Genomic DNA, 20,290 nt, shown 5'->3' on the forward strand with positions numbered 1-20,290 from the left:
GGTACCCATGTCCACCACGAACACCGAGGTCGATCTCTCCGGACAGACGAAGAACCTGATCCTGGCCACGTGGGCCTTCGCGATCAGCTTCTGGGCCTGGAACATGATCGCCCCGCTCGGCGTCCGCTACACCGAGATCCTCGGCCTCTCCTCGACCGAGAAGTCGGTGCTGGTCGCGGTGCCGGTGATCGTCGGCTCGGTCGGCCGGATCGTCACCGGCGCGATGACCGACCGCTACGGCGGGCGGATCATGTTCCCCGCCCTGCTCGTCGTGTCGGCGCCGTTCGTGGTGCTGGTGGCCGTCGCCGGCAAGATGGAGTCGTTCGCGCTGCTGCTGGTCTTCGGCTTCTTCCTCGGCATCGCCGGCACCACGTTCGCGGTCGGCATCCCCTTCGCCAACGCCTGGTACGAGAGGAGCCGCCGCGGGTTCGCCACCGGCGTCTTCGGCGCCGGCATGGGCGGCACGGCGCTGTCGGCGTTCTTCACCCCGAGGATGGTGAACTGGTGGGGCTACACCACCACCCACGTGGTGATCGCGGTCGCGCTGGTCCTGACCGCTGTGCTCGTGTGGTTCACGATGGAGGACTCGCCGGCGTGGACCCCCAACCACGCGCCGGTCGTGCCCAAGCTGGTGGCCGCCAGCAAGCTGGCCGTCACCTGGCAGATGTCCTTCCTCTACGCCGTCGCGTTCGGCGGGTTCGTGGCGTTCTCCACCTACCTGCCGACGTACCTCAAGGACGTGTACGACTACGGGCTGACCGAGGCCGGCACCCGGACGTCGGGCTTCGCGATCGCGGCCGTGGTCTGCCGTCCGCTCGGCGGCGTGCTCGCCGACCGCGTGGGACCGCGCCTGATGGCGGCGATCGCCTTCGCCGGCGCTGCGGTGATGGCCGTCGTGCTCACCTTCCAGCCGCCCACAGAGGTGCCGGCCGGCGTGTCGTTCGTACTGATGGCCGGCTTCCTCGGCATCGGCACCGGTGCTGTGTTCACCTGGGTCGCCCAGCTGTCGCCGCCGGAACGGGTCGGCTCGGTGACCGGCATCGTCGGCGCCTGCGGTGGCCTTGGCGGGTTCTTCCCGCCGCTGGTGATGGGCGCGACCTACAACGAGGCCGACCACTCCTACACCGTCGGTCTGTCGCTGCTGGTGGTCGTGGCAGCGGCCGCGCTGGTCTTCACCCTGTTCGGCATCAAGGGCCGGCGGGCCCCAGCGGCCAGGTCAACCTGACCTCGGCTCCCCCTCCGGGGGCGTCGTCGATCACGACGTCGCCCCCGTGGGCGCGCACCAGGCCGTTGACGATGTAGAGGCCGAGCCCGGAGCCGCCGCCGGTGGCGGAGGTCCAGAACTTCGTGAACGCGCGGGCGCGCAGCGGCTCGGGGATCCCCTCCCCCTCATCGGTGACCACCACCTCGGCCCGGGTGGCGCACTCGGACGACGCGACCCGGACGCGGACGGTGCCCTCACCGTGCCGGACGGCGTTCTCGACGACGTTGGTGATCACCTGGATCACCTTGTCGGGGTCGGCCTCGATGAGCGGCCGATCCTCGACGGTCAGCTCGAGCGTGCGGGAGGTGGCCACGCCGATGGAGGCGACGACGCCCTCGGCCTTCTGGGCCAGGTCGGTCGTGCGGCGGTTCAGCCGGAGGCGCCCGGTGTCGAGCCGGGCGACGTCCAGCAGCTCGGCGATCAGCCTGCTCAACCGGTCCGCGTCGACGCTGGCCGTGGTGAGCATCAGCTTCTTCTGGTCGTCGTTGAGCTTGTCCCAACGGTTCAGCAGGGCGTGCACGAACCCCTTCACACCGGTCAACGGCGAGCGCAGCTCGTGCGCGACCGTGGCGACCAGGTCGGAGCGCTCGCGGTCGAGCCGCTCCCGGCCACGAGCGGAGCGCAGCGCGACGCCGACGGAGGTCACCGGGCCGCCGCGCCGCTCGCGGTGCAGCCGGGCGTTCACCAGCACCTCGGTCCCGTCGGCGAGCAGCCACCGCTGCTCGGGGACCGCCGTGCGGATGGCCAGGCCGCCGAAGGGATCGTGGATCTCGACCCAGCCGTGCCCGCCCTGGTCGGTCAGCGTCAGCGCGGCGGCCAGCGACCGCCCGACGAGCTCGTCGGCGGGCCGACCCAGCATCGCCGCGGCGACGGCGTTGACCGCCCGGACACCCGCGCGGTCGGCGATCACCACGCCGTCGGGCAGCAGGTCGAGTGCGGCGGCGTCCATGTCCGGGATGCTAGCCGCCGCCGCTGGTCGAGGTGCGAGCGCAGCGAGCCTCGGGACCGAGGCGGCCACCGGGACCAGCGACCTCAGGCGCGCTGGGCGCGCGCGCTGGCGTAGAGGCAGACGGCGGCCGCTGTGGCCAGGTTGAGGCTCTCCGCGCGGCCGTGGATCGGGATCCGCACCCGGTGGTCGGCCAGCTCGGCCAGCTCGGGCGGCAGGCCCCAGGCCTCGTTGCCGAACAGCCAGGCGGTGGGCCGGGCCAGCAGCTCGTCGGCCTCGAAGAGGTCCACCTCGCCGGCGCCGTCCGCGGCGAGGACGACCAGGCCGGCCTCGCGGGCGGCGGCAACCGCGGCGGCGGCGTCGCGCTCGATGGCGACGGGCAGGTGGAACAGGCTGCCGACGCTGGCGCGCACCGTCTTGGCGTTATAGGCGTCGACCGAGTCACCGGCCAGCACCACGCCCGCTGCGCCGGCGGCGTCGGCGCAACGGATCACCGTGCCGGCGTTGCCGGGGTCGCGTACGTCGGCACAGATGGCCACCAGTCGCGCCGCCTCGGGCTCGTCCCGGTCGCCAGCGTCCAGCGCGTCGACGCCGGCGCCGAGTGCGACCGGGAGCGGGCGATCCAGGAACCGGCACACCGCGACCACGCCGGCCGGCGTGACGCTGTCGGAGAGGGCGTCCATCGCCCGGTCCTCGACCAGGCTCACGGGCGTGCCGTCAGGTGCGCCGCCGAGCAGGTCGGCGTACTGCCGCGCTGCGTCGACGGTCGCGAAGACCTCGACCACGCAGCCCTCGTGGGCGAGCGCCGACTCGACGGCCTTGGGACCGTCGGCAATGAAACACCGCCGCTCGGCGCGGGCCGAGCGGCGGTGCAGCTTCACCGCGTCCTTGACCCGCGCGTTGGAGCGGGCCAGGACGGTGTGGTCAGGCGTGGGGTTCAGGCCGAGACCTTGGGCGCGTTGACGTCCTCGGGCAGGGCGGCCTTGGCCTGGGCGACCAGCGCGGAGAACGCGGCGGGCTCGTTGACGGCGAGGTCCGCGAGGATCTTGCGGTCGACCTCGACACCGGCCAGGTTCAGGCCCTGGATGAACCGGTTGTAGGTCATGCCCTCGGCGCGGGCGGCCGCGTTGATCCGCTGGATCCACAGGCGGCGGAAGTTGCCCTTGTTCTTCTTGCGGTCGTTGTAGCTGTAGACCAGCGAGTGGGTGACCTGCTCCTTGGCCTTGCGGTACAGACGCGACCGCTGGCCGCGGTAGCCGCTGGCCCGCTCCAGGGTGGTCCGACGCTTCTTCGCAGCGTTCACTGCGCGCTTGACGCGTGCCATTTTCTACTCCTCGAAACTCTGATGCCGAAAGTGGTGCGGGCGCGTCAGCGACCGAGCAGCTTCTTCGCGCGGGGGACGTCGTTCTTCGCAACCTCGGTGGTGCCGGTCATGCGCCGGGTCACCTTCGAGGCCTTCTTCTCCAGGTTGTGGCGCTTGCCGGCCTTCTCCCGAAGGATCTTGCCGGAGCCCGTGACGCGGAAGCGCTTGCTGGCACCGGAGTGGGTCTTGTTCTTCGGCATCTCTACAACTCTCTCGTCTCGCGCACCACCGGGCGCAGCAGCGCCCGGCGGTGTCACGGGGGGTTTCTCTTACAGGTCGATGTCGGGGTCGAGGGCCTCGTTGGCCCGCTTCGCCTTCTTCGTCGCGGCGGGCTGGACCGCGGTGCGCTCGGCGCGCTCCTCGGCCTGCTCGGCAGCCTTCTCGGCGGCGGCCTCCTGCTTGGCGGCCTTCACCTCGGCCTTCGCCTCGGCCTTCTTCTTGTGCGGCCCCAGGACCATGATCATGTTGCGGCCGTCCTGCTTCGGGTTCGACTCCACGAACCCGAGGTCAGCGACGTCCTCGGCCAGCTTCTGCAGCAGCCGGAACCCCAGCTCGGGGCGGTGCTGCTCGCGGCCGCGGAACATGATCGTGATCTTGACCTTGTCGCCGGCCTTGAGGAAGCGAACGACGTGACCCTTCTTGGTCTCGTAGTCGTGCGCGTCGATCTTCGGCCGGAGCTTCATCTCCTTGATGATGACGTTGGTCTGGTTCCGTCGCGCTTCACGGGCCTTCTGGGCGTTCTCGTACTTGAACTTCCCGTAGTCCATGAGCTTGCAGACGGGGGGACGCGCCATCGGCGCGACCTCGACCAGGTCCAGGTCGGCCTCCTGGGCCAGCTTGAGCGCCTGGTCGGTGGGGACGATGCCGACGGTCTCGCCGTTGGGTCCCACGAGCCGGACCTCGGGTACCCGGATCCGCTCGTTGATGCGCAGCTCGGTGCTGATGTGTCCTCCCAACTCGTTCGGTCGGAGGCTCCTGATCGCCGGCTGCGACACCGGCGGAAAAACTGAGAAGGCCTCCGCTGTTCAAGCGGAGGCCAGTCGGGACACCTCGTCGCGCACGCTTCGCGCGCTCCTGTGTGCCAGGGACCGGACCCGACGACCTGGAACTGCTGCGGTCGGTGCGGGTGGGAGTCGATATCTCGCTGACTCCGCTTGTGGATGCGTGCTCCACTCACGTGGATCACTGCATCAGTCAACCAAGATGGTACCGGAGTTGTTCCGCTGCGGGCGAATCCACGACGGGCGCCACGGCACGGCCGTCGCCCTAGGGGGCCTCCTCGGACTGGGCGCCCAGCCAGCCCCAGGTCCCGTCCTCCAGCCGCACCGGTTGCCAGCCGGCGGCGATCCGGGTCAGGTCGTCGCCCTCGAGCACGAAAGGCGACGGTCCGGCGATGTCGACCACGAGCGCAGCGGCGCCCTCCTGGACGGCCGTCGCGGCGGCCAGCGCGGTCGCGACCGGTACCGGTCGCGCCTCCGGGTCCCAGGCCGTCAGCGTCGCAGTGCTGGAGAAGGAGAGCAGCGCCGTTCGCCCGTCGCTCCCGGTCATCAGCACCGCGGCCATGTCGCTGGACTTGTCGCGCGCCAGCCCGTCCTCGCCGTACTCGACCTCGCCGAGGACCGCCACCACCGGCACCAACAGGCGGGCGCCGGCCAGCGCGGCCAGCACCCTCGGGTACGACGCGGAGCTGTCGCCCCAGGCCGCCAGCGCCCGCTCCAGTGCCGGGTCGGCCGACCCGTCGTCGTCCACGTAGGCCGATCCCTGCAGCTGCCGGCCCTCGCCCCGCGGTTCGCTCACCCGCACATCATCGCATCCGTGGAACCATGTCCCCGTGCACCAGGCCCGTCCCCCCGCTCGCCCCGCGGTCGCCGGCCGCGGAACCTCGGTCCCCCCCACCAGCCTCGTGGCGCGCAACCGCCTCGCCGACCGGCTCCGCACCGCGGTCGCCGCCGCCGGCGAGCCGCTGCCGACGCCCGTCTTCGTGGTCGACCTCGACGCCTTCGACGCCAACGCCGACGACCTGGCACGCCGCGCCGCCGGTACCCCGATCCGGGTCGCCTCGAAGTCACTGCGCGTGCCGGCGCTGATCACCCGGGCGCTCGAGCACCCCGGCTTCGCAGGCGTCCTCTGCTACACGCTGGCCGAGGCGCTCTGGCTGGAGGAGCACGACGTCAGCGACGACCTGGTCGTCGCCTACCCCAGCGTCGATCGTGCGGCGCTCGCGCGCCTGGTCGCCTCGCCCCGCGCGGCCTCCCGGATCACGCTGATGATCGACGACCCCGCCCACCTCGACGCCGTCGACGCGCTGCGGGCCTCCACAGCGGTGCCGATCCGGATCGCGATCGACGTCGACGCCGGCCTGCGCTGGGCCGGCCGGGCGATCGGCCCCCAGCGCTCACCCCTCTTCGACCTCGGGTCGGTCGTGGCACTGGCCCGCGCGGTCGTCGACCGCAAGGGCTTCCACCTGGTCGGGCTGATGACCTACGAGGGCCAGGTCGCCGGCGTCCCGGACGCGGTGCCGACGCAGCGCGCGAGGTCCGCGATCGTGCGCCGGATCAAGGAGCGCTCGATCGCCCAGCTCGGTGACCGGCGTGCCGCCGTCGCCGAGGCGCTGGCGGGCCTCGGGGAGCCGCTGGAGTTCTTCAACGCCGGCGGCTCGGGGTCCCTGGAGTCCTCCGCGGCGGACCCGGTCGTCACCGAGGTGACCGCCGGCTCCGGCCTGCTGGTGCCGACGCTGTTCGACCACTACCGAGCCTTCGAGCCGCGCCCCGCCGCCTTCTTCGGGCTGCCGGTCACCCGGATCCCCGGCCCCGGCGTGGTCACCGTCCACGGCGGTGGCCTGATCGCCTCCGGCCCGACCGGCGGCGACCGGGCCCCGACCCCGTGGGCGCCGTCCGGGCTGGAGCTGACCGGCTTCGAGGGCGCCGGCGAGGTGCAGACTCCGCTGACCGGACCGGGCACCGCGCGGCTGGGGATCGGCGACCTGGTCTGGTTCCGGCACGCGAAGTCGGGCGAGCCGTTCGAGCACGGGCTCCACGCCCACCTGCTGCAGGGGGCGGAGCTCGTCGAGGCGGCGCCCACCTACCGGGGGCATGGCCTCGCCTTCTGAGCCCGCCGAGCTCGCCGCCGAGGTCCTGGCGCTCGCCGCCGCGCGGCCGGCGACGCTGGGCCGGGGACGACTGATCTGCCTCGACGGGCTGGCCGGCGCCGGGAAGTCCACCCTCGCCGGCGAGATCGCCCGTCTGCGGCCGGACGCGGCCGTGCTCGCCACCGACGAGATGCTCGCGGGATGGCACGGGCTGCCCGGCCTCGGCGGGACGCTGGACGCGCTGCTGCGCCCCCTGGCGCTCGGGCGGGCGGGTCGCTGGCGGCGGTGGGACTGGCACGCGTCGGACTGGGCGGAGGTCCGCGTCCAGGAACCCGTCGACCTCCTGGTGCTCGAGGGCGTCGGCTCCGCGTCGACGCCGATCGACGACCTGATCACCGTGCGCGTCTGGGTGGAGGCCGACCGCGGCGAACGACTGGAGCGCGGGCTGATCCGCGACGGCGAGGCGATGCGCGCACACTGGCTCACCTGGATGGCCGACGAGGCCGACCACCACCGCGGTCACCGCACGCGGCAGCGCGCCGACCTGCGGTACGACACCGGAACCGCGCGGCGCCCGCGCGACCCGTCCTGGGCCCAGCCTCCTAGCCTGACCCCTGTGATCGCACCCACCGGCACCCAGTACGAGATCGCGGCGGCCGGCTACCGGGCCGTGGTCACCGAGAGCGGGGCCGCGCTGCGCTGCCTGGCCCACGACGGCCGCGCCCTCATCGATGGCTTCGAGGAGTCGGCGATGCCGACGGCCGGCTCGGGCCAGGTGCTGGTGCCGTGGCCCAACCGGATCCGCGACGGCAGGTACGACTTCGACGGCCGCACCCACCAGCTGCCGCTGAGCGAGCCCGCTCGTGCCAACGCCTCCCACGGCCTGGTCCGCTGGGCGGCCTGGAGGCCGAGCGAGCACACCGCCGACGCGATCACGATGGCCTACCGGCTGCCCGCCCAGAGCGGCTACCCGTGGCTGCTCGACCTGACCATCAGCTACGCCCTCGACGGCGACGGTCTCACCGTCACCCAGACGGCCACCAACCGCGGCGACCGCCCGGCGCCGTACGCCGCCGGGCACCACCCCTACCTCCGGGTCGACGGCGAGGGGTGCGACGGCTGGACGCTCGGCCTGCCCGCCGCGACCCGCCTGGAGCGCGACGCCGAGCGCCTGCTGCCGACGGGCCGCAGCGACGTGGCCGAGATCGGCGTCGACTTCCGCGAGCCGCGGCCGATCGGCGACACGGTGCTGGACCACGCCTTCACCGACCTCGAACGCGACGACGCCGGCGTGGCGACGACGACCCTGACCGGGGCCGACGGCCGCGGCGTCGCGCTGTGGGTCGACCACCGGCACCCGTGGCTCCAGGTCTTCACGGCCGACGGCACACCGAAGGACCGCCGCTGCCTCGCGGTGGAGCCGATGACCTCTCCCCCGGACGCCTTCAACTCCGGCGAGGACCTGGTGCGGATCGAGCCGGGCGCCACCTTCGCGGCGGCCTGGGGCATCCGCGCCCTCTGAACGGACCCGGCGGCCTCGGCTCCGAGGCCCGCTGCACTCGCGCCTCAACCAGCGGCCCGCCGCTGGTTGAGGCGCGAGGCCGCCTGCGGCCGAGCCTCGAAACCGAGGCGGCGGGTCAGGCTGACTGCTGCGCGACCACGGCCTTGAGCTCGCGGACCGCGGTCCGTGCCCGGGCGCCGTCGGAGCCGTGGATGCCGAGCATCGAGATCGTGCTGCCGTCGTCGAGGTCCAGCGTCGGCCACGGCGCGCCCTGCGGCATCCGCACCAGCACCACCTGGGCCCAGTCGAAGTGGCGCCGCCGGTAGCCGTTGACCACCGTCAGGCCGTCCTCGTCGGCGGTCACCCGCGAGCGGGCCATCGCGAAGAGCAGGGCCACGCCGGTCAGCACGATGCCGATGACGGTCGCCCGCTCCAGCACGTTGATGGCGTCCTTGGTCTGCTGGTCGAAGCTCAGCCAGAGCCAGACGAACGCTGCGACGAGCACCGTCCCGAAGACGACGGCGGCGATGCGCGGCCCGAAGGGCCGCCAGGTCCGCGGCAACTCGATCGCCCCGCCCTCAGATGCGGGAGGCATGGAGGTCGGTGGTGATGATGCCGCGCGCGCCGATCACGAAGAGCTCGTCCATCACCTTCTGGGCTCGCTTGCGAGGGACCATCGAGCGCACCGCGACCCAGCCCTCGCGATGCAACGGGGAGACGGTCGGGCTCTCGATGCCCGGCGTCAGCGCGACGGCCTCCTCGACCCGCTCGGCGCGGATGTCGTAGTCCATCATCACGTAGGTCCGGGCGACCATGACTCCCTTGAGCCGGCGGGCGAAGACCTCGAAGCCGGGCGGGTCCTCGCCGGGACGGGTGATCATCACGCCCTCGGACTCCGCGATCACCTCTCCGAAGACCTCCAGCCCGGCCGCGCGCAGGGTGCTGCCGGTCTCCACGACGTCGGCGACCACGTCGGCGACGCCCAGCTGGATGCTGATCTCCACGGCGCCGTCGAGCTTGACCACCGTGGCGTCGATCCCGCGGCGGCCCAGGTAGGCGCGGAGCATCCCGTCGTACGACGTGGCGATCCGCTTGCCGACCAGCTCGGTCTCGCTGGTGGCGGTTCCCGGCCGGGCGGCGAACCGGAACGCCGAGCGCCCGAAGCCGAGCTGCAGGGCCTCCTCGGCCTTGGCGCCGGAGTCGACCAGCAGGTCGCGGCCGGTGATGCCGACGTCGAGCGTGCCCTCGCCGACGTAGACCGCGATGTCGCGCGGGCGCAGGTAGAAGAACTCGACCTCGTTCTCGGGGTCGTAGGTGGTCAGCTGCTTGGTGTCGGTGCGCTGCGCGTACCCCGCCTCGCGGAGCATCGTGGTGGCGGCCTCCGACAGCGAGCCCTTGTTCGGGATCGCGACTCTGAGCATGGAACCTCTCCTAGAGGTGGGTGTAGACGTCCTCGAGCGACAGTCCGCTCGCGATCATGAGCACCTGGGCGTGGTAGAGCAGCTGGCTGATCTCCTCGGCCGTCCGCTCCGGGCCCTCGTGCTCGGCGGCCATCCACGACTCGGCGGCCTCCTCGACCAGCTTCTTGCCGATCGAATGGACCCCGGCGTCGAGCCACCGCACGGTGCCCGAGCCGTCGGGCCGCTCCCGCGACACCTGGACCAACTCGGTGAACAGCTCCTCGAACGTCTTCACGGGCCCAAGCGTAGCCAGAGCCGGCGCGCGATGGGGCGCCGGCGGCCACCGGTGGACGCCTGGACCGATGACCGGCGCCCGCTCCGGGGACGGGGATCAGACGTGGCGGCGGTGCCGGCGCAGGAGCTGGGCCGTCTGCAGCGCGGCCGCGGCGGCCTCGTAGCCCTTGTCCTCCGACGAGCCGTCGAGCCCCGCCCGGTCGAGCGCCTGTTGCTCGTTGTCGCAGGTCAGCACGCCGAACCCGACCGGCACGTGAGCGTCGATCGAGACCCGCGTCAGGCCATCGGTGGCGGCGTTGCACACGTACTCGAAGTGCGGGGTGCCGCCGCGGATCACGACGCCGAGCGCCACGATCACGTCGTACGACGGCGCCAGGGTCGCCGCCGTGACCGGCAGCTCGAACGTGCCGGGGACCCGCACCACGACCGGCGCCTCGACCTTGTGGTCGTCGAAGGCGCGCTGCGCGCCGGCCAGCAGGCCGTCCATCACCTCGGTGTGCCAGCTCGAGGCGATCACCACGACCCGCAGGTCGTGGCAGTCGATCGGCTCGATGTCGGGGGCGCCGTGTCCGGCCATGTCAGTTCGCTCCTGTGCTCGGGGAGTCGGCTGCGTTCCCGGGGACCGTACCCGCGACGCCGACCGGGTCGGTCAGGTGGGGCAGGTCGTGGCCCATCCGGTCCCGCTTGGTCAGCAGATAGGTCAGGTTGTGCCCGTTGGGGTGCGGGGTGAGCGGGATCCGCTCGGAGACCTTGATCCCGTAGTCCTCCAGGTCGGCGACCTTGTCCGGGTTGTTGGTCAGCAGTCGCACCTCGCCGATGCCCAGGTCGCGCAGGATCTGGGTGGCCGCGCCGTAGTGGCGGGCGTCGGCCGGCAGGCCCAGGTCGAGGTTGGCGTCCACGGTGTCGCGGCCGCCGTCCTGCAGCTGGTAGGCCTGCAGCTTGGCGACCAGGCCGATGCCGCGGCCCTCGTGCCCGCGCAGGTAGACCACGACACCGCGGCCCTCCTGCACGATCCGGTCCATCGCCTCGTCCAGCTGGGGACCGCAGTCGCAGCGGCTGGAGCCGAAGACGTCGCCGGTCAGGCACTCCGAGTGCACCCGGGTCAGTACCGGGGTGCCGTCGCGGAGCGCCTCGGTGTCGCCGTAGACGAGGGCGACGTGCTCGCTGTCGTCGACGGTGATCCGGTAGCCGTACGCGGTGAAGTCGCCATGGCTCGTGGGCAGCCGGGTCTCCGCCTCCCGGACGACGTGCACCTCGGTGCGGCGGCGGTAGCGGACCAGGTCCTCGATGGAGATCATCGCCAGGTCGTGCTCGTCGGCGAACTCACGCAGCTCCGTGGCACGCTTCATCGTGCCGTCCTCGTTGACCACCTCGACGAGCACGCCGGCCGGGGTGAGGCCGGCGGCACGCGCCAGGTCGACGGCTGCCTCGGTGTGGCCGCGGCGGACCAGCACCCCGCCCTCGCGGTAGCGCAGCGGGAAGACGTGGCCGGGCCGGGTGATCTCCCACGGCTCGGTGGCGGAGTCCGCGAGCACCCGCGCCGTGTGGGCGCGGTCCGCGGCGGAGATGCCGGTGCTGACGCCGTCGCGCGCGTCCACCGAGATCGTGTACGCCGTGCGGTAGGCGTCCTTGTTGTGCGGGGTCATCAGCGGGATCTCGAGCCGGTCCAGCATCTCGCCCGGCATCGGCACGCAGATCACGCCGCTGGAGTGGCGGATCGTGAAGGCCATCAGCTCGGGGGTCGCCTTGGCGGCGGCGAAGATGATGTCGCCCTCGTTCTCGCGGTCCTCGTCGTCGACCACGATGACCGCCTTGCCGGCGGCGATGTCGGCGATGGCCCGCTCGACGGGGTCCAGGCGCACGGACATGTTCAGTTCTCCTTCTGCTGCTGCGTGCTGCTGCGGTCCGCGTCCACGTAGGCGCGGACCAGCTTCTCGACGTGCTTGGCGAGGACGTCGACCTCGAGGTTGACGAGGTCGCCGGGCTGCCGGAACCCGAGGGTGGTGCGGGCGAGCGTCTCGGGGATCAGGCTGACCGTGAAGGCGTCGTCCTTCGCCTCCACCACCGTCAGCGAGGTGCCGTCGACGGTGATCGAGCCCTTGTCCACCAGGTACCGGGAGAGCTCGGCGGGCATCTCGATCTCGACCAGGTCCCAGTGCTCGCTGGGCTGCCGGGACCGGATCCGGCCGACGCCGTCGACATGGCCCTGGACGACGTGGCCGCCGAGCCGCTTCTCCGCGGTGACGGCGCGCTCCAGGTTGACCCGGTCGCCGGCGACCAGCGTGCCGGTGCTGGTCTTGGCCAGCGTCTCGGCCATCACGTCGGCGGTCCAGGAGTCCTCGGTCCGCTCGGCGACGGTCAGGCAGACGCCGTTGACCGCGATCGAGTCGCCCAGCCCGGCGTCGCTCAGCGTGAGGTCCGCGGCGATGGTGACCCGCACCGCGTCGCCCTGGTCCTCGACCGCGCGGACGGTGCCGAGCTCCTCGACGATTCCGGTGAACATCAGTGGTCCTTCCGTTCGGGCCGCGCGGGCCGCGCGAGGAGGCGGACGTTGGCGTCCGGGCCCTCGCCGACCAAGACGGCGTCGACGAGCTCCAGGCGGAGCGCGTCGTCGATGGTGGCGATGCCGAGGTCGGCGACGGCGTTCCGTCCCGCCCCCAACAGGGTGGGTGCGACGTAGGCCACGACCTCGTCGACGAGGCCGGCGGCCAGGAAGGCGGCGGCCAGGGTCGGCCCGCCCTCGAGGAAGACGTGCTGGCGCCCCCGCTGCCAGAGCTCGGCGAGCGCCTTCTCGGGGTCGCGGGTGCGCAGGTGGACGGTCTCGGCATCGTCGTTGAGCACCCTGCTGCCGGACGGGAGGTCGCGCTCCCCCATCACCGCGCGCAGCGGCTGGACCGGCAGCGGCCGGTCCTCGGCGTCCCGGACCGTGAGCAGCGGGTCGTCCTCGACCACGGTGCCGGTGCCCACCAGCATCGTGTCGCACAACGAGCGCAGCCGGTGGCTGTCGCGGCGGGCGGCCGCGCTGGAGACCCAGCGGCTGGTGCCGTCCGCGGCAGCGCTGCGCCCGTCCAGCGTGGTGGCGAACTTCCAGGTGACGAACGGCCGCTGCTCGCGGCGCGCCACGTCGTAGACGTGCGCGAGCGCGGCGGCCTCGTCGGCGAGCAGGCCGGCCTCGACCTCGATCCCGGCCGCGCGCAGGGTTGCGGCGCCGCCGCTGGCGACCTGGTTGGCGTCGCCCTCGGCATAGACGACCCGTCGTACGCCGGCGGCGATGAGGGCCTCGGCGCAGGGGCCCGTGCGGCCGGTGTGGTTGCAGGGCTCGAGGGTGACCACGGCGGTGCTGCCGCGGGCGGCGTCGCCGGCCCGGGCCAGCGCGTCAGCCTCCGCGTGGGCGGTGCCCGGGCCGCGGTGGTAGCCCTCGGCGACCGTGCGACCCTCCTCGTCGAGCAGGACACAGCCGACACGGCGGGTGTCGGCGACCATCGGCACGCCGGGGGTCGCGGCGAGCACGAGGGCGCGGCGCATCGCGCTGCGCTCTGCGCTGGACTGGTCGCCCACCTCGTGTCCTCACGGTTGTCGGTGCGCTCACGACTCCGGGGCGAGGGGACGCACGGCGCGTGGCGGGCCACGTCGCTCGATGCGTGTGCGTGCACTTCCCATCCGGACTTTGACCGTCGGCCCAGGAATCCCACCTGGTCAACCGTCCACTGGCTGTGGACGGGTCGCGGGCTTCTGCACCGAAGCGGATGCTTCGGACCAGTCACCGCCGGCTCGGAGTTTCACCGACCCCAGAGCACGCAAGCTCTTGACTCCATGGTGACATACGCCGAGCGGCCGCTGCGCATCGATGTCGGTGAGCGGACGCCGAGTGCCGTCCCGCCCAGCGACGGCTCCCCGGATCGCGGTCCGGCCTGGGGCAGACTGCCAGCGTGCCACTCACCATCGAGGTCGCGTCCGGGCCGATGCTCGAGGGCTGGCGGGCGATCCACAACGCGATCATCCCGACGCATCCGCTCTCCGCCGACGACGTCGCCGAGCGCGCCACCCGGCACCGGCTCACCGTGGCCCGCGCCGGCGGTGCGCTGGTCGGCAACGCGACGCTGCGGCCGCCGCGGTCCCCGGACCAGGTGGCGACCGTGATCGTGCGGATCCTGCCGGCGTACCGCCGCAACGGGCACGGCACGGAGTACCTCCAGGCGGAGCTGGCCCGCGCCCGTGCCGACGGCGCCGAGCGCATCGAGACGGTGGTGCTGGTCTCCCACGAGGCCGGGCTGGCGTTCGCGCACCGCCACGGCTTCGTCGAGCACGACCGGTACCTGCTGGACGGCGACCTCGTCCCGTACGCGGACCTGCACCTGCCCGCCGGGGCGGACACCGGCGCCGACGGCGGGGCCGACTCCGAGGCCGGGCTCAGCCGCTGACCGCGGCGGCGGCGCGTTCGCGCAGCGCGGTGACCATCGCGTCGGGGTCCTCGGCGGAGTAGACGGCCGACCCGGCGACGAAGACGTCGGCGCCGGCCTCGGCGCAGCGCTCGATGGTCTCCAGCGAGACGCCGCCGTCCACCTGCAGCCAGGTCTCGACGCCGTGCTTGGCCATCAGCGCACGGGCGCGGCGGATCTTGGGCAGCACCAGGTCGAGGAACTTCTGGCCGCCGAAGCCGGGCTCGACGGTCATCAGCAGCAGCATGTCGAGCTCGGCAAGCATGTCCTCGTAGGGCTCGACCGGGGTGGCCGGCCGCAGCGCCATCGAGGCGCGGGCGCCGGCGGCGCGGATCTCCCGCGCCAGGCGGACCGGGGCCTGGGCGGCCTCGACGTGGAAGGTGACCGAGTCGCAGCCGGCCTCGGCGTACGTCACCGCGTGCCGGTCGACGTCGGCGATCATCAGGTGCGCGTCGAGCGGGGTCTCGGTTGACCGGGCGAGCGCCTCGACCATGGTCGGACCGAAGGTCAGGTTCGGCACGAAGTGGTTGTCCATCACGTCGACGTGGATCCAGTCGGCGCTGGGGATCCGGGCGACCTCCTCGCCGAGGCGGGCGAAGTCGGCGTTCAGGATGGATGGCGTGATCTGGATGTCTCCCACGGCCACGAGTCTAGGGAGCGCCCGCCGACCCACGTCGTGCGGTGTCGTCAGCCGTCGAGGCTGCGGTGCACGCTCAACCCGATGACCACGCCGTAGGCCACCACCGCGACCCCGGACAGCAGCGCGCCGAGGACCACCAGCACCAGTCCGACGAAGGAGCCCGGACCGATCCCGATGCCGGCGCACATCAGCAGGACCCCGAAGAACATCGGCGCCCTGATCCGCGACATCCCGGCGTCCGTCGCGTACCTCGCCGACCGCCGTACGTCATCCGTCGTCCCCATGCCGCACACAGTAGGGGCAAGACAGTACCCCCGGGCGCGATCTCAGCCGTCGCCGTCGTCGGCGGACATCCCGTCCTCCCGCTCCTCCCGATCCGCCCACTCCAGCAGCGGCGCGATGTCGAAGACGTGCTCGTCGATGTCGGCGTGCAGGTCCCCCAGCTCGCCGTAGCGCCGCGGCACGGTGCGGATCGTGAAGTCGCGCGGGTCGGCGTCATCGACCTCGTCCCAGCGGATCGGGGTGGAGACCCGGGCGTCGGGCAGCCCGCGCACCGAGTACGCCGCCGCGATGGTGTGGTCGCGAGCGTTCTGGTTGTAGTCCACGAAGACGTGGTGCGGGTCGCGGTTCTTCTTCCACCACGTGGTGGTGACGTCGTCGGGCGCGCGCCGCTCGACCTCGCGGGCGAACGCCCAGGCCGCGCGGCGCACGGTCTTGTGGTCGTGGTCGGGCCGGATCCGGACGTACACATGCAGCCCCTTGCTGCCGCTGGTCTTGGGGTGGCCGACGGCACCGAGCTCGTCGAGCACCTCCTCCACCACGCGCGCCGTGCGCCGTACGGCGTCGTAGCCGGAGAGCGGGCCCGGGTCGAGGTCGATGCGCCACTCGTCGGGCTGCTCCACGTGGCCGCGCCGGCTGTTCCACGGGTGGAACTCGACGGTGGACATCTGCACGGCCCAGATCACCGACCCGAGCTCGGTCACGCACAGCTCGTCGGCGGTGCGCGACCAGCGGGGGAAGAAGAGCTGCACCGTCTCCACCCACGGTGGGGCGCCCGCCGGCAGCCGCTTCTGGTGCACCTTGTCGCCGGCCAGCCCCTTGGGGAACCGGTGCAGCATGCAGGGACGCTCGCGCAGCGCGTTCACGATGCCCGGCCCGACGGCGAGGTAGTAGTGGACGAGGTCGAGCTTGGTCGCGCCGATCTCGGGGAAGTAGATCCGGTCCGGGTTGGAGACCCGGACCGTCCGCTCCTCCCCCTCGGGGTCGAGTGGCGGGACGACGACCTCGGTCGCTGGGCTCGGCATGGGCCGAGCCTAGGGCGTGGCGCCGACCCGCCCGGAACGATCGCCGGAGCGGGACGGCGCCGGGCTCACCGCCAGCCGAGGGCCGGCGCCACCTGCGTGAGCAGCGACTCCAGCACGTGGGCGTTGTAGTCCACCCCGAGCTGGTTGGGCACGGTGAGCAACAGCGTGTCCGCCGCCGCGATCGCCTCGTCCTCCTTGAGCTGCTCGATGAGCACGTCCGGCTCGGCGGCGTAGGAACGCCCGAAGACGGCGCGCATGTTGTCGATCACGCCGACCTGGTCGCGGGAGTCGCCGCCGTCGCCGAAGTACATGTCGTCGAGGTCGGAGACGATCGGGAAGATCGAGCGGCTCACCGAGACCCGTGGCTCGCGCTCCCAGCCGGCCTCGGCCCACGCCTCGCGGAACGCGGCGATCTGCTTGGCCTGCTGGACGTGGAACGGCTCGCCGGTCTCGTCCTCCTTGAGCGTGGAGCTCATCAGGTTCATGCCGAGCCCCGCCGCCCACCGTGCGGTGGCGTCAGAGGCGGCGCCCCACCAGATCCGCTCCCGCAGCCCCTCGGAGTGGGGCTCCAGTCGCAGCAGCCCGGGCGGGTTGGCGAACATCGGTCGCGGGTTGGGCTGCGCGAACCCCTCGCCCTTGAGCACCTCCAGCAGCACCTCGGTGTGCCGGCGGGCCATGTCGGCCTCGGTCTCCCCCTCGGCGGGCCGGTAGCCGAAGTAGCGCCAGCCGTCGATCACCTGCTCCGGGGAGCCGCGCGAGATCCCGAGCTGGAGCCGCCCGGTGGCGATCAGGTCGGCGGCGCCCGCGTTCTCCGCCATCATCAACGGGTTCTCGTAGCGCATGTCGATCACCCCGGTGCCCAGCTCGATCCGGCTGGTGCGGGCGCCCGCCGCCGCCAGCAGCGGGAACGGGCTGCCCAGCTGGGCGGCGAAGTGGTGGACCCGGAAGTAGGCGCCGTCGGCGCCCAGCTCCTCGGCCGCCACGGCGAGGTCGATCGACTGGTGCAGGACGTCGGCCGCGGTCCGCGCGACCGACCCGTGACCCTCCGACCAGTGCCCGAAGGAGAGGAATCCGATCTTCTTCACAGGTGATCCAACTTTCAACCGGATGTGGGCATTCCCGGGCGCCGCGACCGGCTCAGATCCGGCGCAGCAGCGCCAGGAACATGGCGTCGGTGCCGTGCAGGTGCGGCCACAGCTGCACCGTGCCGGGCAACGGCCCTGCGGCGTCGGTCACCCCCGGCACCAGGCCGCTGGCGTCCTCGAGGAGCACGTCGTCGCGCTTGCGGACAACGGAGGCGACCACGTCGCCGGTCTCGCTGCGCACCGGCGAGCAGGTCGAGTACAGCACCACACCGCCCGGGCGCAGCAGCTCCAGCGCCGAGGCCAGCAGCTTGCGCTGCAGCAGCACCAGCTCCAGCAGGTCGTCGGCCGAGCGGCGCCAGCGGGCCTCGGGACGCCGGCGCAGCGCGCCGAGCCCCGAGCAGGGGGCATCCACCAGGATCCGGTCCACCGAGCAGGCGGCCAACGGCGGAGCGGTGCCGTCGGCGTTCACCACGCCGGCCACCCCGCCGGCCAGTCCCGGGGCCGACAGCGAGCGCTGCACCAGGCGGGCCCGGTGCAGGTGCGGCTCCGTGGCCACCAGCCGGGCGCCACGTTGCGCGGCCAGCGCGGCCAGCAGCGCGGCCTTGCCGCCCGGCCCCGCGCACAGGTCCAGCCAGACCTCGTCGCGCCCCTCGACCGGCGCCGTGGCCAGCGCGTGCGCCACCAGCTGCGAGCCCTCGTCCTGGACGCCGGCGCGGCGCTCGGCGACCGCCGGGACGGCGGCCGGGTCACCGCCGCCCTCCAGCACCACGCCGTACGGCGAGTACGGCGTGGGCGAGCCGGGCAGCTCCTCGCGGGTGGCCAGCCCGGGGCGGGCCACCAGGGTGACCCGCGGTGGCAGGTTGTCGGCGGCCAGCAGCGCGTCGAGGTCCGCGCCCGGCGCCGCCAGCTCCAGCTGCTCGACCACCCAACGCGGGTGGCTGTGCACGATCGCCGCGCGGCCGAGGCGCGGCATCGTCGCCGGCGCCACCTCGGCGAGCCAGTCGTCGAGGTCCTTGGTGGCGACCTTGCGGAGCACCGCGTTGCAGAACCCCGCGGCCCCGGGGCCCACCTGGTTGTGGACCAGGTCGACGCTGGTGCTGATCGCGGCGTGCACCGGCACCCGCATCGCCAGCAGCTGGTGGCAGCCCAGCCGCAGCACGTCGAGCACCGCCACCTCGACCTTGCGCAGGCTCCGGTCGATGCAGGTCGCCAGGATCGCGTCGTAGGTGCCCTGCCGCCGGATCGTGCCCGAGGCGAGCTCGGTGGCGAACGCCGCGTCGCGGCCGTCCAGGCCGTGCTCCTTGAGCACCGCCGGCAGCACCAGGTTGGCGTAGGCGTCCTCGGCCCGCACCGCGCGCAGCACCTGCAGCGCCGCGGCCCGCGGGCGGTCCACCGGACGGGCTGGACGGCGGCCCCCGGAGGTCCGGGGGCCGGCGGGCCGTGGGCGCCGACGGGGCGCCGGGCGGGTCACTGGAAGGTCGCTCCGTCCGCCAGGCGGGCGCCCCGCGCCCAGTCGGCCGCACCCATCTCCTTCTTGCCGAACGCCTTCACCCGACCGAGCCGGACCGGCGTGGTCGCGGTGCCGACCAGGACCTCGTTCTTGCCGACCACCAGCACGCCGGGCTTCGGCGCCTCGCCGGCCTCGTCGCTCCAGTCCACGGGGGTCACCGCGCCGAGCTTGACCCGCTCGCCGTCGTACTCGGTCCAGGCGCCGGGGAACGGGCTGCAGGCACGGATCCGACGGTCCACCGCGGTCGCCGGGTCGGTCCAGGCGACCCGAGCGTCCTCGACGCTGATCTTCGGCGCCAGGGTGATGCCGTCGGCCGGCTGCTCCCGGGCCTCCAGCGAGCCGTCGGCGATGCCGTCCAGCGTCGCGACCAGCAACCCGGCGCCGCCGTCTGCCAGCCGGCCGAGCAGGTCACCGGCGGTGTCGGTGGCGCGGATGGTCTCGGTCATCACGCCGAAGGTCGGGCCCGCGTCCAGCGCCTGGACGATCCGGAACGTGGTGGCACCGGTGACCTCGTCGCCGGCCCAGATCGCGTGCTGCACCGGTGCGGCACCGCGCCACGCGGGGAGCAGCGAGAAGTGCAGGTTGACCCAGCCGTGCTCGGGGATGTCGAGCGCGGACTGCGGGATCAGCGCGCCGTAGGCGACCACCGGGCAGCAGTCGGGACGCAGCGCGCGCAGCTGCTCCTGGAACTCCGGGTCCCGCGGGTGCTCCGGCTTCAGGACCGGTACGCCGAGCTCCTCCGCGCGCAGCCCGACGGGGCTCGGGGTCAGCTTCCGGCCGCGACCGGCGGGCGCGTCGGGACGGGTCACGACGCCGACCAGCTCGTGTCCGGACGCGGCGATCGCATCCAGCGCGGGGACGGCGACCTCGGGGGTGCCGGCGAAGACGACGCGCATCAGAATCCGAATCCGTTCGTGCGGTGGGGCGAGACCTTGATCGTGGGCTGCTCCAGCCCGAACCACTCCGACTCCCGGATCTCGCGCATCGCCGCCTTCCGGGCGGCGTCGTCGAGGCGGTCGATGAAGAGCACGCCGTCGAGGTGGTCGGTCTCGTGCTGGATCGCCCGCGCGAGCATCTCCGAGCCCTCGATCCGCACCGGGTCGCCGTACATGTTGAAGCCGCTGGCGACCACCGACAGCGCGCGCAGGCAGTCGTAGGTCAGCTCGGGCAGGGAGAGGCAGCCCTCCGGGCCGTCCTGGGTCTCCTTCGACAGCTCGAGCGAGGGGTTGACCAGGTGGCCGATCTCGCCGTCGACGTTGTAGGTGAAGACCCGCAACCCGACGCCGATCTGGGGCGCGGCCAGGCCGGCGCCCGGGGCGTCCATCATGGTGTCGGTCAGGTCCTGGACGATCTGGCGCAGCTCCGCGTCGAAGTCGACGACCTCGATGGCGGGGCGGCGCAGGATCGGGTCACCGAAGAGTCGGATCGGTCGAATGGCCACGGGGCGAGTCTAGTG

At 73.0% G+C, this 20,290-nt stretch carries 24 protein-coding genes and 1 riboswitch; of the genes, 4 read left to right on the forward strand and 20 right to left on the reverse strand.

The annotated features are described in order from the left end of the window. The first annotated feature begins 7 nt into the window (after positions 1 to 7). Entirely contained in the window at positions 8 to 1,225 is a 1,218-nt protein-coding gene (locus E8D34_RS16555; protein WP_136595768.1) for an MFS transporter, read from the forward strand. On the opposite strand, the gene E8D34_RS16560 is transcribed toward E8D34_RS16555, so the two are convergent. The 6 genes from E8D34_RS16560 to E8D34_RS16585 form a co-directional block, all read right to left on the reverse strand. Continuing rightward, positions 1,188 to 2,213 carry a HAMP domain-containing sensor histidine kinase gene (locus E8D34_RS16560; protein WP_136595769.1) on the reverse strand — a complete coding sequence of 342 codons (1,026 nt, stop codon included), beginning with the start codon at positions 2,211 to 2,213 and terminating at the stop codon, positions 1,188 to 1,190. The genes E8D34_RS16555 and E8D34_RS16560 overlap by 38 nt on opposite strands. Before the next feature lie 83 nt (positions 2,214 to 2,296). Continuing rightward, entirely contained in the window at positions 2,297 to 3,091 is a 795-nt protein-coding gene (locus E8D34_RS16565) for an RNA methyltransferase (RefSeq protein ID WP_346763614.1), read from the reverse strand. Between the two features lie 56 nt (positions 3,092 to 3,147). Further along, positions 3,148 to 3,534 (reverse strand): 50S ribosomal protein L20, encoded by a 387-nt coding sequence (gene rplT, locus E8D34_RS16570; protein ID WP_136595770.1) that lies wholly within the window; start codon positions 3,532 to 3,534, stop codon positions 3,148 to 3,150. A 44-nt stretch (positions 3,535 to 3,578) separates the two neighbouring features. Beyond that, entirely contained in the window at positions 3,579 to 3,773 is a 195-nt protein-coding gene (gene rpmI, locus E8D34_RS16575; RefSeq protein ID WP_136595771.1) for a 50S ribosomal protein L35, read from the reverse strand. Positions 3,774 to 3,842: 69 nt separating this feature from the next. Next, positions 3,843 to 4,529, reverse strand: coding sequence for a translation initiation factor IF-3 (gene infC, locus E8D34_RS16580; RefSeq protein WP_240771413.1), 687 nt, complete (start codon positions 4,527 to 4,529; stop codon positions 3,843 to 3,845). Positions 4,530 to 4,839: 310 nt separating this feature from the next. After that, positions 4,840 to 5,370: an SseB family protein gene (locus E8D34_RS16585; RefSeq protein ID WP_240771414.1), complete on the reverse strand. Its 531-nt coding sequence runs from the start codon at positions 5,368 to 5,370 to the stop codon at positions 4,840 to 4,842. A gap of 106 nt (positions 5,371 to 5,476) precedes the next feature. Between E8D34_RS16585 and E8D34_RS16590 the strand changes: the two genes are divergently transcribed. Together E8D34_RS16590 and E8D34_RS21410 are read left to right on the forward strand one after the other, a co-directional pair. Then, a complete protein-coding gene (locus tag E8D34_RS16590; RefSeq protein ID WP_168929482.1) occupies positions 5,477 to 6,682 on the forward strand; it encodes an amino acid deaminase/aldolase in 1,206 nt (401 codons plus the stop codon). Continuing rightward, a complete protein-coding gene (locus E8D34_RS21410) occupies positions 6,666 to 8,183 on the forward strand; it encodes a hypothetical protein (RefSeq protein ID WP_240771415.1) in 1,518 nt (505 codons plus the stop codon). The genes E8D34_RS16590 and E8D34_RS21410 overlap by 17 nt, the downstream gene beginning before the upstream one ends. A 115-nt stretch (positions 8,184 to 8,298) precedes the next feature. Here E8D34_RS21410 and E8D34_RS16600 read toward each other — a convergent pair whose 3' ends face one another. From E8D34_RS16600 to ribD, 7 genes are all read right to left on the reverse strand, one after another. Further along, positions 8,299 to 8,757: a PH domain-containing protein gene (locus E8D34_RS16600; RefSeq protein WP_136595774.1), complete on the reverse strand. Its 459-nt coding sequence runs from the start codon at positions 8,755 to 8,757 to the stop codon at positions 8,299 to 8,301. Then, on the reverse strand, positions 8,741 to 9,583 hold the full coding sequence (hisG, locus tag E8D34_RS16605) for an ATP phosphoribosyltransferase (RefSeq protein WP_136595775.1): 843 nt from the start codon (positions 9,581 to 9,583) through the stop codon (positions 8,741 to 8,743). The genes E8D34_RS16600 and hisG overlap by 17 nt, the downstream gene beginning before the upstream one ends. A 10-nt stretch (positions 9,584 to 9,593) precedes the next feature. Then, complete coding sequence (locus E8D34_RS16610) at positions 9,594 to 9,857, reverse strand: phosphoribosyl-ATP diphosphatase (RefSeq protein ID WP_136595776.1); 264 nt, start codon at positions 9,855 to 9,857, stop codon at positions 9,594 to 9,596. Between the two features lie 96 nt (positions 9,858 to 9,953). Continuing rightward, positions 9,954 to 10,433 carry a 6,7-dimethyl-8-ribityllumazine synthase gene (gene ribH, locus E8D34_RS16615; protein WP_136595777.1) on the reverse strand — a complete coding sequence of 160 codons (480 nt, stop codon included), beginning with the start codon at positions 10,431 to 10,433 and terminating at the stop codon, positions 9,954 to 9,956. 1 nt (position 10,434) lies between these two features. Then, complete coding sequence (locus E8D34_RS16620) at positions 10,435 to 11,724, reverse strand: bifunctional 3,4-dihydroxy-2-butanone-4-phosphate synthase/GTP cyclohydrolase II (protein WP_168929483.1); 1,290 nt, start codon at positions 11,722 to 11,724, stop codon at positions 10,435 to 10,437. Positions 11,725 to 11,726: 2 nt separating this feature from the next. Next, the gene (locus E8D34_RS16625) at positions 11,727 to 12,359 is read right to left on the reverse strand and encodes a riboflavin synthase (RefSeq protein ID WP_136595778.1); all 633 of its coding nucleotides are present in this window, start codon (positions 12,357 to 12,359) and stop codon (positions 11,727 to 11,729) included. After that, positions 12,359 to 13,414 carry a bifunctional diaminohydroxyphosphoribosylaminopyrimidine deaminase/5-amino-6-(5-phosphoribosylamino)uracil reductase RibD gene (ribD, locus tag E8D34_RS16630; protein WP_240771417.1) on the reverse strand — a complete coding sequence of 352 codons (1,056 nt, stop codon included), beginning with the start codon at positions 13,412 to 13,414 and terminating at the stop codon, positions 12,359 to 12,361. Before ribD ends, E8D34_RS16625 begins: the two co-directional genes overlap by 1 nt. Positions 13,415 to 13,499: 85 nt before the next feature. Continuing rightward, a riboswitch (FMN riboswitch) is annotated at positions 13,500 to 13,657 on the reverse strand. A 128-nt stretch (positions 13,658 to 13,785) separates the two neighbouring features. Between ribD and E8D34_RS16635 the strand changes: the two genes are divergently transcribed. Beyond that, positions 13,786 to 14,277 (forward strand): GNAT family N-acetyltransferase, encoded by a 492-nt coding sequence (locus E8D34_RS16635; protein WP_240771418.1) that lies wholly within the window; start codon positions 13,786 to 13,788, stop codon positions 14,275 to 14,277. On the opposite strand, the gene rpe is transcribed toward E8D34_RS16635, so the two are convergent. The 7 genes from rpe to def form a co-directional block, all read right to left on the reverse strand. Further along, on the reverse strand, positions 14,267 to 14,935 hold the full coding sequence (gene rpe / locus E8D34_RS16640) for a ribulose-phosphate 3-epimerase (RefSeq protein WP_136595779.1): 669 nt from the start codon (positions 14,933 to 14,935) through the stop codon (positions 14,267 to 14,269). The two genes, E8D34_RS16635 and rpe, sit on opposite strands and share 11 nt — an antisense overlap. A 47-nt stretch (positions 14,936 to 14,982) precedes the next feature. Continuing rightward, positions 14,983 to 15,219, reverse strand: coding sequence for a hypothetical protein (locus tag E8D34_RS16645; protein WP_136595780.1), 237 nt, complete (start codon positions 15,217 to 15,219; stop codon positions 14,983 to 14,985). Positions 15,220 to 15,261: 42 nt separating this feature from the next. Continuing rightward, complete coding sequence (gene ligD / locus E8D34_RS16650; RefSeq protein WP_136595781.1) at positions 15,262 to 16,239, reverse strand: non-homologous end-joining DNA ligase; 978 nt, start codon at positions 16,237 to 16,239, stop codon at positions 15,262 to 15,264. Between the two features lie 65 nt (positions 16,240 to 16,304). Beyond that, positions 16,305 to 17,324 (reverse strand): LLM class flavin-dependent oxidoreductase, encoded by a 1,020-nt coding sequence (locus E8D34_RS16655; protein WP_136595782.1) that lies wholly within the window; start codon positions 17,322 to 17,324, stop codon positions 16,305 to 16,307. Positions 17,325 to 17,376: 52 nt separating this feature from the next. Further along, positions 17,377 to 18,717, reverse strand: a complete 1,341-nt coding sequence (locus tag E8D34_RS16660; protein WP_206056771.1) for a transcription antitermination factor NusB — start codon at positions 18,715 to 18,717, stop codon at positions 17,377 to 17,379. Between the two features lie 74 nt (positions 18,718 to 18,791). Further along, positions 18,792 to 19,730: a methionyl-tRNA formyltransferase gene (fmt, locus tag E8D34_RS16665; protein ID WP_136595784.1), complete on the reverse strand. Its 939-nt coding sequence runs from the start codon at positions 19,728 to 19,730 to the stop codon at positions 18,792 to 18,794. Next, positions 19,730 to 20,275 carry a peptide deformylase gene (def, locus tag E8D34_RS16670; RefSeq protein WP_136595785.1) on the reverse strand — a complete coding sequence of 182 codons (546 nt, stop codon included), beginning with the start codon at positions 20,273 to 20,275 and terminating at the stop codon, positions 19,730 to 19,732. Before def ends, fmt begins: the two co-directional genes overlap by 1 nt. Positions 20,276 to 20,290 lie beyond the last annotated feature (15 nt).

The organism is Nocardioides sp. GY 10113, from assembly GCF_004919105.1.
Classification (GTDB): Bacteria; Actinomycetota; Actinomycetes; order Propionibacteriales; family Nocardioidaceae; genus Nocardioides.

Coding starts and splice junctions, on each gene's coding strand:
- E8D34_RS16560 (WP_136595769.1), bottom strand. CDS start 2,213: ATGGACGCCGCCGCACTCGACCTGCTGCCCGACGGCGTGGTGATCGCC.
- hisG (WP_136595775.1), bottom strand. CDS start 9,583: ATGCTCAGAGTCGCGATCCCGAACAAGGGCTCGCTGTCGGAGGCCGCC.
- ligD (WP_136595781.1), bottom strand. CDS start 16,239: ATGCCGAGCCCAGCGACCGAGGTCGTCGTCCCGCCACTCGACCCCGAG.
- E8D34_RS21410 (WP_240771415.1), top strand. CDS start 6,666: ATGGCCTCGCCTTCTGAGCCCGCCGAGCTCGCCGCCGAGGTCCTGGCG.
- E8D34_RS16555 (WP_136595768.1), top strand. CDS start 8: ATGTCCACCACGAACACCGAGGTCGATCTCTCCGGACAGACGAAGAAC.
- ribH (WP_136595777.1), bottom strand. CDS start 10,433: ATGGCCGGACACGGCGCCCCCGACATCGAGCCGATCGACTGCCACGAC.
- E8D34_RS16600 (WP_136595774.1), bottom strand. CDS start 8,757: ATGCCTCCCGCATCTGAGGGCGGGGCGATCGAGTTGCCGCGGACCTGG.
- rpmI (WP_136595771.1), bottom strand. CDS start 3,773: ATGCCGAAGAACAAGACCCACTCCGGTGCCAGCAAGCGCTTCCGCGTC.
- E8D34_RS16620 (WP_168929483.1), bottom strand. CDS start 11,724: ATGTCCGTGCGCCTGGACCCCGTCGAGCGGGCCATCGCCGACATCGCC.
- rplT (WP_136595770.1), bottom strand. CDS start 3,534: ATGGCACGCGTCAAGCGCGCAGTGAACGCTGCGAAGAAGCGTCGGACC.
- fmt (WP_136595784.1), bottom strand. CDS start 19,730: ATGCGCGTCGTCTTCGCCGGCACCCCCGAGGTCGCCGTCCCCGCGCTG.
- E8D34_RS16645 (WP_136595780.1), bottom strand. CDS start 15,219: ATGGGGACGACGGATGACGTACGGCGGTCGGCGAGGTACGCGACGGAC.
- E8D34_RS16625 (WP_136595778.1), bottom strand. CDS start 12,359: ATGTTCACCGGAATCGTCGAGGAGCTCGGCACCGTCCGCGCGGTCGAG.